Raw genomic sequence first — 15,063 nt, forward strand, 5'->3', positions numbered from 1 at the left:
GGCTGGCCCTCGCCGCTATAGAACCTCGACTGCCACGCTGGTGACTTGCCCAGCAAACACCGCAGTTCACTCACCGTGCCCCACGCGTGACTTAAAGCAGTCCGTCTCCTCCTTGAACCACCTATGGTAAAGGAAGCCCCCTAGCTCACCCCTCGCTACCGCCGCGTTCCACAGGACGGCACACCCACGAGCGTCACCGGTCTCAACGAGACACCCACCCCAGAAGACACGTTCGATCACGGGTCGCCTCCTCTGCCAGGACCACACCACCACGAACCGTGGCTCTGCCCTACGCGCGGACCAGCGTCTGTGACGGAGAGCGTCCAGCCAGCTCGCCCAGCCCATGCTGATCACACATGGGCGCACGGCGGCCAAGATCGGCGCCCCGTACAGCTTCGAGAACATCAAGCAGGCCCTTGGGCCGGTCAGGGAAGGGAGAAGCCTTGGCTGCCCCTCAGCAGCCCGAAGTGCCTCGCCAGACATTGGGCCGACAGGGCCTGTCGTAGCCGGGTTCAGCCTGACCGGGGCCACAGTTGCGGGGTCACCCTTGTTCAGAAAGACGCCAGAGCTCCATCCAGGTACTGCTGCACCGGCTCGAACAGACCGTACGGCACGAACTCGGCGATCTGCTCGTAGGTAATCCACGCCAGCTCGGCCAGTTCCTCGGTGTCGACCACCGTGGCGGTGCCGCTGACGATCTCGCAGGCGGTGTAACTCATGTGCCGGCCGGTCTTCGGGTGAACGCGCTCACCGAGCAGCTGCGTCGCCTTCACTGTCAGGCCGACCTCTTCCGCCGTCTCGCGGACAGCAGCCTCTTCGGGCGTCTCGCCGGCCTCGACCTCACCGGCGGGGAACTGCCACGACAGCTCGCCCTCCGTGACCCGGCGCTGGACCATCAGGACGCGGTCGTCCTGGACCACGATGGCGGCGGCGATGCCCGGCTTGTCGGTCTGCTCGGTCATGTCTGCGACTCCTCCAAGGTAGCCAGGATGGGCGGGAAGATCGTATCGACGGGGATAAACCGCGGCACGGCGTTTCTCGGAACCCACATGACGTCGGCGTTCTCGATCGTGTCCTGGTTCTGGGCTTCGCCGACCAGGTACTCGGCGAGGAAGTACTGGCACCACACGCCGGTGGTCGGGTGGAGCCGGCCGCCGAGGTCTTGGCGGACGGCGCAGTGGACGCCGGTTTCGGCGAGCGTCTCGCGGACGGCCGCCGACGCCGGGCTGCCTCCCGGCTTGATCACCCCGGCTGGGAACTGCCAGCGGATGCCGGCTGACTCGTCGTCCCGACGGCAGACGAGCAGCACCTCGGCCCCGCGCACCACGACCGCGATGGCGACTCGCAAGGCCTGGGCTGCGGCGAGGCTGCTGTTGGCCTCGGCGGTCAATAGCGCGAACCGCTTCTGAGTGGCAGACGGCGCCTTCTCCAGGATCTGGTCGAGCAGCTGCCGCATCTCGGCGCGAGGGACGAGTTCCGGGTTCTGGTGCCAGCTGGCCACCGTTCGCAGCCCGATGCCGAGCCGGCCGGCGAAGGCCTCGTTGGTGTCGCGCAGCGCCTCTTGGAGCTGGCAGGCTGACTTGCCGGTCCAGGTCTCCACGACGTCCACGCTGTCCCCACTCTGTTGGGTGCTGCTGCCGCGCTGCCATCAAACTGCACCGCAGCTGCACTGGCAGTGCATGGTGACGGGGATCGGATGCGGCCAGACTCTGACCCATGCCGATGAACACTCCGACCCCGAGCGCCAGTTGCGAGCGCTTCGCCCACCAAGGACGGGCGGGGCCGCAGCGATTCTAGGCGAGCTCATCGGGTACGTCTGGTGCTTCTTCAACCTGGTGACAGCCCTGCCAGCCCAACGCGCAAAACCGCTTCACTCACACGGGTAACCTCAGTGCCAGACGTGTTTGATGCACCGTCAAATCGCCACTCTGGCAGGGGAAAGGGAACAAATGACCGAGGAGACCCAGGGCCAGATCGAGCGCACGCTCGTCCTGCTCAAGCCCGATGCAGTGGCCCGTGGTCTGTCCGGCCGAGTCTTGCAGCGGTTCGAGGACGCCGCGCTCAAGGTCGTTGGCACGAAGATGAAGTGGATGGACGCCGAGTTCACCCGCAAGCACTACGCGGACCTGGAGGAGCGCCTTGGCTCCGAGGTCTACAACCTGACCGCAACCTTCATGCAGCAGGGGCCGGTCATCGCCCTGGTGCTGGAGGGCTACGACGCCATCGCCACGGTCCGCAAGATCGTTGGCAGCACCTACCCGGACCAGGCGCCCGCCGGCACCATCCGCGGCGACTTCTCGCACATGAGCCGGGGCGCCAGCGTGGCCGTCGGCAAGGCGGTGGCCAACCTGATCCACGCCTCCGGCAACCGCGAGGAGGCCGCGCAGGAAGTCGACCTCTGGTTCGCCAAGGACGAGCTGTTCGACTATAAGACGCTGGCCGAGACGTACATCTACTGATTCGGCGGCCTCCCGGGCGTCACTCCGGTGACGTCGGCCAAGTTCACCACCACGAGAACGACTGGCACGAAACGAGGAGAAGGCACCGATGACGAACACCATCCGTCTGGCTTCGCCGACTGAGCTGGAGGCCGCCTTCCAGCAGGAACTGGCGACGGACCGCTGGGCCGCGGCCGAGACGGCGTATGCCCTAGCGCTGCTGCTGCGGGACGCCGGCGACTGGAGCAAGTCCCGCGAGTGGGTGACGCAGTGTCTCCAGCTGCTGGAGGGCTTCCCGGCCGACACCGAGGACCAGGCGGCGACCAAGCGCACGGCCGTCGGCGGCGTACCGCTGCCGAACTACCTGCACGCGGGCGTCATCCGCGAGCGCTTCGGCGAGCAGGCCTGACGTAGCGAGCTGCTGGCGGTGCAGTCAGGGAGCAGAGACCGGCCGCACCGCCAGCGCACCACCAACTTCATACCGATCACCGCACCGACCAGGGGGTACCTGACGCCGGTGCGGGCCATCAGCCATGCCCGAAACAGGAGAGGACGACTGCCTTGGCCGTCGAGATCGAGATGCGCGCCCGGTTCGACAAGGACACCCACGACGCCCTGGTGGAGCGGCTCGTCCGCGACGGCGAGGACCTGGGCCAGGACAACAAGCTGATCCACTTCTTCGTGCTGCCGGACCAGCTGCTGAAGGTCACCGACAACCAGTCCGCCGGCACCGCGAAGATCACGCTCAAGGACAGCAAGATCGGCCGGGGCGCCGCGTTCGGCGAGACCGAGTTCCCGATCGCCCAGGCGGACGTGGCCGCGGCCGTCCAGCTGTTCGGCGCGCTCGGCTTCGAGGACACCCGCCACGAGGCCTTCAACTTCCGCCGCAACTTCCGCTTCCGCGGCGTCGAGATCGCGGTCAAGTGGAGCGAAGCGTGGGGCTACCACGCCGAGTTCGAGCGGCTGCTCGACGACGGCGCCTCCGACACCGATCGCGACGAGGCTGCCGCCGAGATCATCGACGTCGCCGCCGAGCTGGGCGTCACCGTCATGACCGAGCAGGAGCTGGCCGACTTCACCGCCGCGTTCGAGACCAAGGAAGCTGCGCGAAAGGCCGCCCAGTCGGCCGAGATCCGGTAGGACACCCACCGTCCCGACCACCGAGGGGGTGGGCTGCACGATGAGCACGAGCACGACCCACACGGACAGCTTGGTCGAGTTGGCTGCCCGCAAGGAACTCCCGCTCCACCAGTTCACCGACACCGCCACGGTCGAGTGGATCAAGGCCAACCGGCCCGACTTCCCGCCGGCCTGGCCGCCGTCGCTCCGGCCATCCACCAAGGCCCTGGTGGAGCAAGCCGCCATCCCCACGCGGTGGTTCGCCGAGCCACAGCTCGCCGACTCCATCCATGGCCACCGCCACGGTCTGCGGACGGCCGTCATCGCCGCGCTGCTGGCCGACTGGCACGGCTTGAACGAGACGGACACCGCCGCCACGGTCATCGCGGCGGCCGTCCACGACTGCCAGCGTCAACACGACAAGGACGACCAGGGCCACGGCAGCAGAGCCGCGGTCTGGCTGGCGGCCAACGCCGAGTTGGTCTGGTCGCACTTCAGCCGCACGCCCAGTCCAAGCGAGATCATCCGCGCCGCCACCGCGGTCCGGCTGCACGAGGTGCCGTACGAGGCGTTCACCGCTGACGATCGCGCCGACTACAGCCGGGCCGAGCGGATCTGCGACTTGGTGAAGGCAGCGGACGCTCTCGACCGCTACCGGCTGCCGAAGCGCTCCTGGTGGCCGAACAGCCGGTACGTTCGCGAGCCGGCCTTCGACCAGTTGCTGCCGCTCGCCTTCGACCTGGTGGTCGTCTCCGAAGAAGCCTTCCTCGCCGGTGCCTCCGGCGTGGCCGCCGTCCGCTACGCCGTGGCCGAGAAGGGGCTGGTGTAGCACCGTGGACTTCACCGACTCCTACGAGAGCTGGGCCGACGCCCACGCCTTCTTCGGCACCAGCCTCGTGCCGGCGATGCCCAACCCGGACGATCCGCTCGGCATCCAGAAGGTCGCCTGGACCGACCGGCTATCTCTCGGCACCCCCAACGGCCACCTGCTTCGGCGCAACGCTCTGTTCGACTCCCTGGCCACCGGCGGCAAGCTCCACCTGCTGCACGTCACCCACGCCCTGGAGAAGATCAACCAGGACGGCGTGCTCTATCCCTCCGGCGGGTGCCTGGTCGGCAGCATCTACTGCGCGCCGCTCACCGCGACCAACCACGGCTTCCGGCCGCACAACCTGGGCTCCTACATCCTCGACCGCGAGGCGCCAGCCTTCCTGGCGAAGATCGGGCAACCGGACCACCGACCCACCCCGCTGGTCTTCGAGCTGGACCTGCCACCGCAGGCGTACCAAGGGCTGGCCGGCGTGGACTACCTCCGACTCGGGTCGATCCACCTGGCCATCTACACCCACCTCGAGTACCTGCTGTCCAAGGCCGAGCGGCACCAGCTGCGCGAGACCGTGGTCAGCCGGGTGAAGAACTCCACCGCCTTCCTGGCGACCGCCGCCGCCATCGCCTACCAGGGCGCGACCGTCGATCCCGTCGACTTCCTGCGGCAGCTCGACGCCACCATCCCGCGGCTGCCGATCCTCGGCTACCTGTTCTTCGAGGCCTTGTCCGAGTACGCCATGCTGCACTCCACCAGCCCACGCACGCGCCGGCTGGCCGAGCTGGGCGAGTTCAACAACTGGCTCTACAAGGAGCTGCTCTTCGCCGTCCCCGGGATGATCGGCCGGTTCGACCTGGCGAAGTTCCACGTCCCCGCCCTCGCCGACACCCTGGTGAAGGTCGACTCCACCCTCGACCCGACCGCCGCGGCTGCCTACCTGACCGACCGCCTCAGCCACCTGGTCGCCGCCCGCCTCTTCACCCCCGGCCAGATGCCAGACCGCTGGCGCCACACCAAGTGGGAGTTCGACAGCCTCGCCACCCAACTCGGACCGCTGCTCGGCCATCTGATCCACCGTGAGCTGCGCACGTTCGGCCGCTCCCCCGACTTCTACTTCTACTTCGACCAGGTCAAGGCACTCCAAGCCTGGAACTACTGGAACCACCTCGACATCCCGGTGCCCTTCAACGGCACCATCCCCAAGGGCGAGATCGGCATCAACCCGGCCTACCCCGACCTCCAGTACCGCGTCTGGCGCGCCGACGCCGACGAAGCCGGCAACCTCCACCCGACCGAGCAGCTGGAGCTGACGGTCGCCCCGCGCCTGGTCGACCTCCGGTCCACCCTCATGCGCAACAACCAGTGGTCCCAGCCCGCGCCCAGCGCCGCCTGATCACTGCTCAGCTCACGCAACTCGGTACTCCACCCAAGCCACCACGCCCAAGGGAGACGTCTGCCATGCCCCGAGACATTTGCGGCATACCGTCCATCGACCTGCTCGGCGAGCACATCACGGCCGCCCTCGCCGAGCCGACCACCACCCACGGCCTGGCCCGAACGCTGCGCGCCGCGGCCAAGGAGATCGAGCTCAGCCGCTACCACCGGGCGAGCCAGCGGGCGTACCCCAATGGACTCGAGGAGCGGCCGACCAAGGTTCAGATCGGCGGTGGTAGCCACCAGCTCGACGGCTTCTTCAACATCGACTTGGTGCCGCCGGCCGACCTGCTGTGGGACGTGCGAGAAGGCCTGCCGCTCCAGGGCAACACCGTCGAGCTGCTCTTCAACGAGCACTTCCTCGAGCACATCGACTACCCGCGGTCGGCCAAGGGCTTCGCCCACGAGGCCCACCGCGTGCTGGCGCCGGGCGGCCAGGTCGTCACCGGCGTGCCGGACGCCGCCTTCGTGCTGGACCGTTACCCGGCCGCGCCGGACCAGACCACCGAGATGGTCGAGCGCTGGTACGCCAAGCGCAGCTGCCAGGGCGACATCAACACCTTCCTTGATCTGGTCAACTACGTCTTCCGGGACCAGGACGACGACCCGAAGTACACCCCGCACCTGTGGGCATACGACTTCGAGAAGCTCGTCCAGCTGTTCAGCGAGGCCGGCTTCACCACGGTCGAGCCCTGGCCCTTCGATGCCACCCTGGCCAACCCGAAGCGCGAGTGGGCCAGCGTCTACGTCATCGCCACCAAGTAGGAACTCGGCCCCAACCAGCGCGGTGGTCGAGCTGGAGCTCGGCCACCGCCTCGCCGGGAGGCGTCCGCAATGTCGCAAGTCCCCACCGCGCGCAGCCACCTGCTGCTGGCTGACACCCCCAACGCCGTCGGCTGGGCCAGGCGCCACACCCGAGACGTGCTGAGCCGCTGGCAGGTGCCTCCCGACCTGATCGACAGCGTGCTGTTGGTGGTATCCGAGCTCGCCACCAACGCCGTCCGGCACCCCGGTACGAAGCAACCCGAGAAGCTGACCTCGGCGGTGCTGTCCAAGGTGCAGACCTTCGCACTCGACCTCCAGCTGCGCGGCCAGGCCGTCGTCGTCCAGGTCGCCGACCACGACCCGCGGCCGCCGGTGCTTCAGCAGGTCGGCGAGGAAGCCGAAGGCGGACGCGGCATCTTCCTGGTCGAGCACATGAGCAGCCAGTGGGGCCACTACCAGCCGCCGGGCGGCGGCAAGGTGGTGTGGGCCAAGCTCCGCCTCGGCATACAGAAATTGGCGGCCCAGTCAGTGACAGCGGCTCCGCGGGCGGCGTCGAATCGGGCGGGCAGGCCTCGACCGTTCAAGCCGATCACCGACGAGCAGCTCGCAGTTGATGATCCCCAGCTCATGGGCCGAGTGTTGGTCGGCCTGCGGGGGCTGTAGAGAGGGGCATCTGTGAAGCGGTCTCTCCCATGTCGATCCCTCCTCTGGCATCCCGATGGCCTGCCGGTAGGCCGTCATCCAGCCACCTCTCAAGCCACTCCGGGAGAGCTGGCCGTAGGCAGCTTCGACTGGCCCCGGTCGCACGACGTGGCCTTGGCAGCCAGGAGAGCCGCCCGTACTCGGGCAATTCCACCTGGAGTGGCGGCTTCGCCGTCGCCAACGGCAGGTGCGCGGGTTCCGAGGCCCGCGCAGGGGCGGCAGATGCCGGGCTGGAGCACTGGATCGTGGCATTTGGCGCACTCGGCGTACCGGGCCGCTGCGGGGCGCACGGGCACCTGGACGGGCGGCATCTTGCGCTCCAGTCGGCTGCGGAGCACTGCGGCGGGCGAGTGCATCGGGGCGGGCAGGCCCGGCAGTAGCGCGGCGGCGAGATCGGTGGAGGTGCTGCCGCGTTCCAGCCACTGGGCGACCAGGGGTGCGAGCTCCTCGGCTTCTGCCGCGCCGAGCCTCAGTCGGGGTTCCGGGCGGATCGCCCGGAACAGCGTGGCGACCGCCTCGCGGGCTGGGCCGTCTGGCATCGTCGCGGGCTGCCGGTCGGTGTCCTCCTCGGGATCTTCCTCCCGCCCTCCCGCCATCGCCTGCGGCTCGTCGGCGGGAGCGGTCTGCGGATCGGGGAGGGAGGGTTCTTGGTAGCGATCCTTTGGAAGGACGTCAGCACCACCGGTGGTCGCTCCACCGGAGACCGGACGGGTGGCACCCGGCACCACGAGCTGCGAGGTGTCGTAGACGTGGGTCTCCGTGCGGATGGTGCCGTCGGGCATCCGGACCTTCTCGACCTGGTAGAAGCCGGCGTCGGCCAGCTCCTTCAGGGCCTTGCGGATCGCGCCGCGTCCCTGGGGGCTGCTGTCGGCCATGTGGCGACCGTCCTCGCGCCAGCCGTCGGGGCGGGAGAGGAGGTCCGCGAGCAAACCGCGTGCGGTGTAGGACAGTTGCCGGTACTGCAGCACGCAGTTGGGCAGCACCGTGAAGTTGCGCACGTGGGCGCTACGATGGACACGCATCGGGAGGTCGCACTCCTGTTGCCGGACCCCGGGGTGTTGGTAGCACCGCCGGGGTCGCCTATTTTCGGTTGGACTTCGGAACGTAGCACACGCATCGATCGAAGATCGACGCGATCGGCAAGCGACCAGCATCACAGTCCGCTGAAGGCAGAGCACACGACTCTCGGCTTGCCAAGTAGCAGCAATGCCTGTCGACTTCGGCCAGCTGACGCACAGTCGGATAGCCGCTCCTGACGGCCTCGCAGTGGGCCGGAGCACCGCCTTCGACGGACCAAGCTGCCGGGTGGCACTGGCCACCAGTCAGGGGATCCCGTGGACACCCCCAAGATGGCCTTACAAGCCTCACGCTCCGAGCCTGCGCCAGCTTCCGCAATACCGGCCACACCACCATTCAGCCCCGCCCGCAAACTCCTGGAAGGACGACTACGGCAGGAGGATGATGGCGCGATGGTCCTCAACACCGACTGGGCGCACCAACAGCTCGACCATTTCATCGACCTCACCGAATTCCGGCCGCCAACGGGCCAGACTGGGCAGTCCATTTCCATGGCTCCGAGCCGGAAGCGGTATAACCGCGGCTCCCAGGACGAGATCATCGCCAGTGCCCAGATCGTCGAGCAGATCCTAGATCGGGTGCTGCCCCGTTGGCGCACAGAGGTTCCCGACAAGTACAACGCACAGGTCAACCGCTGGTGCCAGCACCGGGAAGCAGCCCAGCGCGCTGAAGCCTCCCTCGAGCGCGAAGCGGAGGTGCGGGCGAACCTCGGCGACAACGCCCCTCACTTGAGCGCCGCCTCAATGCACCGCTGGGCATGGGAGGGTGCCCAGTCACTGTGGCAGAGCGGTCACTTCCGGGAGGCCGTCACCGCTGCGGCCCGCAAGGTGAACGCCGAGACGCAGAACAAGGTGGGCCGTCGCATCGCAACCGAGGGTGCGCTGTTCCAGAACGTCTTCTCGGCGGACGCCCCCAAGCCGGGCCAGCCTCGGCTACGACTGCTGCCCGACGACGGCAGCAAAACCTTCACAAGTGTGCACCGCGGGGTGGCGATGTTCGCGGAAGGCTGCTTCGCCGCGATCCGCAACCCCAACAGCCACGAAGCCAGCTTGCCCGAGTTGTCCGAACACGAGGCGCTGGAGCAGTTGGCTGCTTTCAGTGTGCTAGCCCGCTGGGTCGACACCGCGAAGCTGGAAACCTGAGGAACTGCCTGGCCCGGCAGCCGCAGGTGCCGGGCCAGCTGAGCAGCAAGTAGCCACTGCGGCGGACTGGTCAAAGGGGCCGGTGCCACCGCAGACGCCAGCCTCAGGCAGGGTCAACTCGACACAGGTCGCGGCTTCGTGGTCTCCGGCGAGGTAGGCGGCGACGGGGCTGTGACTGAGCGCTTCACCTGGTGAGTTGAGCAAGGAGCAGCCAGTCCGTGTTGGTGGTCAGGACGGCAGCCTCTCGCTCAGTTACGGAGTGGGAGCGCCCTTCCAGGTCGTCGACACAAGGGTTCCGGCCGGCGTGCCAGCAAGGAGGGCGGCCCAGCCGGCGTCTGACATGGGCTTGATCCACCTGAATGGCTCGGCGAAGCCGAGGGCTCTTGCCAGCCCATCGGCTGTGAGTACGGCGTACTGTACGAGCACGCTCACGGCGTTGTTCGCATGGTGAGAGTGGATGACGATCTTTCCTGTTGGGGTCTGGCTAGCGATCCCCGGACAACGCACGAGCTTCTGATCCTTGTCCTGGTGAGCAAACCCATGCCGGACTTTGACCATCGTGTCGAGGAACTGTGAAGCATCCGCTTTGGCCAGCCGAGTGGTCGAGGTGCGCCAAGTCCCGGTGCCGCCAGTCTCGCTGGGCGCGACTTTGACCAGCCAGTCCCAGTCGTCCTGCGGGTCGTAGCGGAAGAACGTCCAGAACAGCTTCCGCAGGTTGTAGGGACTGGGCGTCTGCACCATCCCGGACTTGCCGGCGATGTTGTACCAGGTATTGAGCGGCGGGGTCGCCTGCGGATGGCGCTTCTGCGCTGTGATCGCCAGGTCTTCGTTGAATGCTTCGAGCGCGCCAACGGCCGCAACGACCGACCCTCGGTTCAACGCCGAGTGCTCTACCCCAGGCGATCCATTGCCGCCTTTCCCCAGCGCCTGCCTGGCGGCAGTCGTCTGGTCTAGGCGTTCCTGCGTCACTCGGTTGATCATCTGAGCGTCACGGAGATACGCGATCATCTCATCGACGGGTGCCTGGAGGGGATTGAGCGCCACGTGACGTCCTTCAGCGACGGAGGTGCGTAGATCCCCGATCCTAGGGTGGAGTGACCTTCGACTGGAGTGGTATTGCCTTGCCATCCATCGACAGTCACACGGCCCCGGCGTCGCTGACGTGGCCTCGCGGGCCACGACCGTTAGAGCGCTGAGCACTCAGTCTGCCAACTCGACCGCGGGTTGAGCGAGGACGCGCCTTGGCCCGGCACAGCCGCTGTACCAAGGCGTGACTGGTCGCGGCGAGCACGCACCCGCTACACCTCGCCGCCCTCCTCCCACCCGCACTCAGTGCAGCGCACCCCGGCGTATTGGTCTCCGCGGTCGTAGTCGGTCGCACCCCACTGTTCGAGCTTGGCTGGCGGAGCGCCGCAGTTAGGGCAGACCACGTAGACGCCGGCTCCGTGAAAGGACACGGCCTCGATGGTCGCCTCGTCCAAGAGCTGTTGGACGCTCTGAAGGAATCCGGTGGTATCGACGCCCAAGATCTTGTTGACGGCGGTCTGATCGTCGTCTTCGGTTACGGAGACCCAGTACAGGGGACGTAGGAGCGCTGGCAGTGGCGTGTCGTCCAGGCGGACCGGGATGATCCTGAGCCCGTCTTCCAGGCGCCGGAGGATCGCAGTCTCCAACTCGGACTTGACCCACTCCGACGTGCTGGCGTGCTCAGACCAGCAGACCAGCACGGTGTCGACCGTATCCAAGGCGACCCCAACCTTGCCAGGAATGGAGTCGCCGGGACTCAGTTCCCACTCATCGAGCCAGATGTCCACGCCGCCCAACCGCAGCTTCGTAGCGAAGGAGCGGACGGCAGGCTTGTCCTTATGGTTATGGGAAACGAACGCGCGCACTGCTGCTCCTTGTTATCCCAGAGGCCTGGCACCAGGTTATCGTCAAGATGACGCTATCGCATCCCATTCAGGCACTCCGGCTCGCAGGGCGCGTAAGGTGCCGTCGGGGCTCGCAGTTGCCAGAGGGCCGAGAAGGCGCGCCCGAAGGTGCGCCTTCTCGATGGCCTTGCTGGACCGGAAGCGCTCACCTGGCTAAGCACAGTGCTCACCCGCCAGCTAAAACGCTCAGTCACAGGATCAGACCTGCTCGCAGCCGATTCAACACCGCTCGTTAAGACAGGTAGGTCCCGGCGAAGATTCCGTCGAAGCCGAGCCCTCGGTACATCTCCTCGAAGGACGCCCACTCGCGTTCCTCGGAGGAGTCGTCGCGGGCCTCGTTGACGTGGGTGGGCTCCAGGTCCTGTTCGAGCCATTCGTGGGTGCAGCGGCAGCGGACGAAGACCAGGTCGGGGTGGACGTGGATCAGCAGCCAGTCGCGGGTGGCGTTGCAGGCGGCGCAGGTGATGGTGATGCCGCAGGAGTTGAGGGGGCCGGGGTGGGGGATGGCGAGGGTGGTGTTGCGGTCGGCGGAGTTGGTCATGCGGTGCCCTTCCGTGTCGGTTGCAAGCACCACAAGACGACCGGCGGGCACACCCTTCCCGGACTTCGAAGAAGACATCGAACTGACACCACACCTCCTCCGCAAGCCAGTTGGCGGTGACGACCTGGGCGGTTGCCGCGGCTGCGTTCGTCTCGGCACCCGACCGGCACGACGATCGATGCGCCCTTCCGTGCCCGCACGGCTGCCGCCCTGGTGGGGAGGCAGTCGTGCGAGATGTCGGCTACTGGCGTTCTGTGGCCTGGTAGTTGGTGACGGCTTGGCGGGCGAGGGCTGGCAGGTCGGCGCGGTCGCTCAGTCGCTGGCCGACGAGGATCGGCACGGCGTCCGCCCAGGAGAGGGCGGGACGATGGGTGTGGAGTTGGGCGACATCGGTTGAACTGATGGCGGTGATCTGGTCGGTGTCGAGGCCGTCCAGGATCTCGTCGATGATCCTGTCCTTGGGGATCATGGCGTCTATCGCCGCACCGACAGCTGCGGCGACGCGGTGGCGCAGGGAGCCTTCGGCGTTGACGGACAGCCAGCTGTCGGGAGGTATGACCTTTCCGGTGGCGTGGTGGCGGGCGAGTCCTTCCTCGATGTAGGCGATGAGCTCAGGGGAGGAGAAGGCGTTCAGCTCGACGCGCTGGTAGCGCCACCTGGAGGGCTTGCCGTCGGGCTTGCGGGCGATGGGCTTGCCGGTGAACCAGGCGCGGGCGGTTGGGGTGAGGTGGGGGAGGATGCGGGCGGGCAGGGCGGCGTCGCGGGTGTCGGGTTCGGCTTCCAGGCCCTTGGCGATGGCGTCGTCGACACTCAGGCCGAGGTCGATGACCTTGATGCGGTGGTCAGGCATGCGGGCGGTCGCCTCTCCGAGGGTGCGGGCGATGTTGTAGCCGGCGGGGTCGGCGTCGTGGAGGACGAAGATCTGCACCTCGCCGGCGGGCATCCTGGCCAGCAGGTCGCGGCATGCCTCGGTGCTGTAGCCCTCGTTGGTGATGACGGCCATGTCGTACCGGTCGGCGATGCCGGACTCGCGCACCGGCGGCCACAGGCCCGTCTTCTCGATGACGAGGATCTTGTTGTAGGTCCACTGCGGCGGCTGGTACTCCCGGACCTCGCGGGTGCCAAGACGCACATCCTTCGTCCCGTCGGGGTCGTGGGGGTGGTGGAGGGTTCCGCGGGGTTCGCGGTACAGGCCCCGGATGGGGCCGTTGGCCCGTTCCCACATGGGGAGCAGAGTCTGTTCGACGTAGGGGGCCGTGACCTTGGAGCCGGGAGGCAGGAGCTTCAGCGCGAGCGGGCGGATCTTGTAGAAGAGGGTGTGGGAGGAGAATGACAGCTCTTCGGCACCGCGGGCCTGCGCGATGGCCTCGCGGATGACCGCGAACACGGCGTCCTTCAGGGTCACCTTCGGCTCGGCCCGGGTGGCCGCCTCGGCGTCGAGTTCGCGTATCGCCGCCCGCATCTCGCGCCGATCGGCGCTCTGCTTGGAGCGCTTGTCCTTGAGCAGCACCCGACTCGCGGCGGCCAGGGTCTGGGCGCAGGCGTCGGCGACCTCGCGCGGGACGACGAGCGTCGTCTTGCCCTTGTCGGTGAACTGCGGCACAGGGCAGACCAGATGGACGATGGCGGCCCGGAGCGACTGGTTGGCGGGGACGGGGGCCGCGTCGGCCTGGTCCAGGAACGAGAGCGCCCCATACTCGGAGATCTTGTCGCCGGCCAGGCGGGTGCGCGCCAGCGGGTCGCCGAAGGTCGCCGAGTAGTTCACCGCGAAGGCGACGTCGCCGGGGCGCTTGGTGCGGGCGACGGTGACCTCGATGCTCCACGGGATCCCGGCCCCGTCGATGAGCTGCTTGCGGGCGAACCACAGCTCCTCGACGCCGAACGCTTGGTCCAGGACGTGGATGTAGTGGTCGCGGGGCACCTTGCCGAGGTAGTTGGGTGTGGGCGGCTTGCTGTGCTCCTTCATTGCGGCCAGCAGCACCGGCACCTGCTCCCGCTTCTCCTCGAACCCGGACAGGTGCGTGATCTGGGGGAGCTGTTCGGCGACCTTCTTGGCCTTGGCCGAGCCGGACAGCCCGGCGAAGGTGCCGGTGAACGCCCGAACGGTCAGGTCCGCGCCACCCTGGCGGTGCTCGCGGATGTGGGCGAAGACCAGCTTCTCCATCGCCGCCTTGTCGTAGTGGTGTGCGCTGGTCGGGTCGGTAGGCCAGGGCTTGCGCCATCCCTCGGGAGCCGTGGGCTCGTAAATTCCGGCCCCCTCGCCGCCCGCGGCCTGACCGTGGTCAACGAAGCGCGCGTGCGGGTTGACGAGCGCGAACTTTCGCAGCCACCCGGCCGCCTTGGCGGCCGTGACCCGGTCTGCCGGAAGCGGCACGGTCACCGCCGTGCCGGTGGTGCGGGTGGAAGAGGTCTTGGCGTGGCAGATGGCGAGCTCGGACGACGGGTCGGTGGACAGGGCGATCTCGTGGCGTACCCCGCGCGCCTCGATGACCACCGGCTCGGTGACGCTGAGCGCGTAGGGGATGCCGAGCAGGGTCTTAAAGGCGTTGCCCTGCATGCCGCGGGTCGGCGAGCGCAGGCTCTCCTTGTCGGAGACGTTGCGGGTGAAGTCCAGGATCCGCTCGATGACGGCGGCCGGGATGCCGGGACCGTTGTCGCTCACGCACACGCGCGCCACGCCATCGGCCGACGACACCGTGAGGCCGATCTCGGGGGCGACGCGAGCGGACTCCGCGGCGTCCAGGGCGTTGTCGAGCAGTTCCTTGATCACGACATCGCCGAACCGATCGTGGGACCGGCCGGTCTGGGACTGCAGGGCCTGCCGGTCCAGGAACTCCGCGGTGCGGGACGTCGAGAACACGGTGCGCGGCACGACAGGGATCGAACGCAAGAAGAAGTCTCCAGTACTTGGTTGGGGGTATGCGGATCTGCCCAGCCACCGCTGGGTGGCAGGCGAACAAGGGGGAAGGGGTTGCCGGCCACCTCGATGCCGGCAGGGAGGGCCCGGTGGGGGGGGGGGGGGGGGGGGGGGGCCCCCCCCCCCCCCCCCGGGGGGGGCCCCCGCCCCCCCCCGCCCCCCGCGCCGGGG

The 15,063-nt window shown here is 67.9% G+C and carries 15 protein-coding genes; 8 read left to right on the forward strand and 7 right to left on the reverse strand.

The annotated features are described in order from the left end of the window. Positions 1–551 precede the first annotated feature (551 nt). Positions 552–962: an NUDIX hydrolase gene (locus ACIQBJ_RS24515; protein WP_400714370.1), complete on the reverse strand. Its 411-nt coding sequence runs from the start codon at positions 960–962 to the stop codon at positions 552–554. Further along, positions 959–1,609, reverse strand: coding sequence for an NUDIX hydrolase (locus tag ACIQBJ_RS24520; RefSeq protein ID WP_400714373.1), 651 nt, complete (start codon positions 1,607–1,609; stop codon positions 959–961). Before ACIQBJ_RS24520 ends, ACIQBJ_RS24515 begins: the two co-directional genes overlap by 4 nt. A gap of 340 nt (positions 1,610–1,949) precedes the next feature. Here ACIQBJ_RS24520 and ACIQBJ_RS24525 point away from each other — a divergent pair, with 340 nt between their 5' ends. The 7 genes from ACIQBJ_RS24525 to ACIQBJ_RS24555 all read left to right on the forward strand — a co-directional run bounded on the left by ACIQBJ_RS24525 (position 1,950) and on the right by ACIQBJ_RS24555 (position 7,245). Continuing rightward, on the forward strand, positions 1,950–2,459 hold the full coding sequence (locus ACIQBJ_RS24525) for a nucleoside-diphosphate kinase (protein WP_345278801.1): 510 nt from the start codon (positions 1,950–1,952) through the stop codon (positions 2,457–2,459). Between the two features lie 88 nt (positions 2,460–2,547). Beyond that, positions 2,548–2,847, forward strand: a complete 300-nt coding sequence (locus ACIQBJ_RS24530; protein ID WP_400714377.1) for a hypothetical protein — start codon at positions 2,548–2,550, stop codon at positions 2,845–2,847. A 152-nt stretch (positions 2,848–2,999) separates the two neighbouring features. Next, positions 3,000–3,578, forward strand: coding sequence for a hypothetical protein (locus tag ACIQBJ_RS24535; protein WP_400714380.1), 579 nt, complete (start codon positions 3,000–3,002; stop codon positions 3,576–3,578). Between the two features lie 40 nt (positions 3,579–3,618). Further along, a complete protein-coding gene (locus ACIQBJ_RS24540; protein WP_400714383.1) occupies positions 3,619–4,386 on the forward strand; it encodes a hypothetical protein in 768 nt (255 codons plus the stop codon). Positions 4,387–4,390: 4 nt separating this feature from the next. Beyond that, on the forward strand, positions 4,391–5,776 hold the full coding sequence (locus ACIQBJ_RS24545; protein ID WP_400714386.1) for a hypothetical protein: 1,386 nt from the start codon (positions 4,391–4,393) through the stop codon (positions 5,774–5,776). A gap of 65 nt (positions 5,777–5,841) precedes the next feature. Further along, a complete protein-coding gene (locus ACIQBJ_RS24550; RefSeq protein ID WP_400714389.1) occupies positions 5,842–6,582 on the forward strand; it encodes a class I SAM-dependent methyltransferase in 741 nt (246 codons plus the stop codon). Between the two features lie 69 nt (positions 6,583–6,651). Continuing rightward, entirely contained in the window at positions 6,652–7,245 is a 594-nt protein-coding gene (locus ACIQBJ_RS24555; RefSeq protein ID WP_400714392.1) for an ATP-binding protein, read from the forward strand. An 89-nt stretch (positions 7,246–7,334) separates the two neighbouring features. On the opposite strand, the gene ACIQBJ_RS24560 is transcribed toward ACIQBJ_RS24555, so the two are convergent. After that, positions 7,335–8,282, reverse strand: a complete 948-nt coding sequence (locus tag ACIQBJ_RS24560) for a hypothetical protein (protein WP_400714395.1) — start codon at positions 8,280–8,282, stop codon at positions 7,335–7,337. A gap of 471 nt (positions 8,283–8,753) precedes the next feature. On the opposite strand from ACIQBJ_RS24560, the gene ACIQBJ_RS24565 reads away from it, so the two are divergent. Further along, entirely contained in the window at positions 8,754–9,503 is a 750-nt protein-coding gene (locus ACIQBJ_RS24565; protein ID WP_400714398.1) for a TIGR02391 family protein, read from the forward strand. Between the two features lie 252 nt (positions 9,504–9,755). Here ACIQBJ_RS24565 and ACIQBJ_RS24570 read toward each other — a convergent pair whose 3' ends face one another. From ACIQBJ_RS24570 to ACIQBJ_RS24585, 4 genes are all read right to left on the reverse strand, one after another. Next, the gene (locus tag ACIQBJ_RS24570) at positions 9,756–10,547 is read right to left on the reverse strand and encodes a hypothetical protein (RefSeq protein ID WP_400714401.1); all 792 of its coding nucleotides are present in this window, start codon (positions 10,545–10,547) and stop codon (positions 9,756–9,758) included. 254 nt (positions 10,548–10,801) lie between these two features. Further along, positions 10,802–11,395: a toll/interleukin-1 receptor domain-containing protein gene (locus tag ACIQBJ_RS24575; protein WP_400714404.1), complete on the reverse strand. Its 594-nt coding sequence runs from the start codon at positions 11,393–11,395 to the stop codon at positions 10,802–10,804. 271 nt (positions 11,396–11,666) lie between these two features. Further along, positions 11,667–11,975: a hypothetical protein gene (locus ACIQBJ_RS24580; RefSeq protein ID WP_400714407.1), complete on the reverse strand. Its 309-nt coding sequence runs from the start codon at positions 11,973–11,975 to the stop codon at positions 11,667–11,669. 241 nt (positions 11,976–12,216) lie between these two features. Next, a complete protein-coding gene (locus ACIQBJ_RS24585; protein ID WP_400714410.1) occupies positions 12,217–14,847 on the reverse strand; it encodes an ATP-binding protein in 2,631 nt (876 codons plus the stop codon). Positions 14,848–15,063 lie beyond the last annotated feature (216 nt).

The sequence above is a fragment of the Kitasatospora sp. NPDC088391 genome, assembly GCF_044753345.1.
Taxonomy (GTDB): Bacteria; Actinomycetota; Actinomycetes; order Streptomycetales; family Streptomycetaceae; genus Kitasatospora.

Bases quoted from the DNA above. Each gene is read 5' to 3' on its own strand.
- ACIQBJ_RS24580 (WP_400714407.1), bottom strand. From the start codon at position 11,975: ATGACCAACTCCGCCGACCGCAACACCACCCTCGCCATCCCCCACCCC.
- ACIQBJ_RS24540 (WP_400714383.1), top strand. From the start codon at position 3,619: ATGAGCACGAGCACGACCCACACGGACAGCTTGGTCGAGTTGGCTGCC.
- ACIQBJ_RS24550 (WP_400714389.1), top strand. From the start codon at position 5,842: ATGCCCCGAGACATTTGCGGCATACCGTCCATCGACCTGCTCGGCGAG.
- ACIQBJ_RS24525 (WP_345278801.1), top strand. From the start codon at position 1,950: ATGACCGAGGAGACCCAGGGCCAGATCGAGCGCACGCTCGTCCTGCTC.
- ACIQBJ_RS24565 (WP_400714398.1), top strand. From the start codon at position 8,754: ATGGTCCTCAACACCGACTGGGCGCACCAACAGCTCGACCATTTCATC.
- ACIQBJ_RS24530 (WP_400714377.1), top strand. From the start codon at position 2,548: ATGACGAACACCATCCGTCTGGCTTCGCCGACTGAGCTGGAGGCCGCC.
- ACIQBJ_RS24515 (WP_400714370.1), bottom strand. From the start codon at position 962: ATGACCGAGCAGACCGACAAGCCGGGCATCGCCGCCGCCATCGTGGTC.
- ACIQBJ_RS24555 (WP_400714392.1), top strand. From the start codon at position 6,652: ATGTCGCAAGTCCCCACCGCGCGCAGCCACCTGCTGCTGGCTGACACC.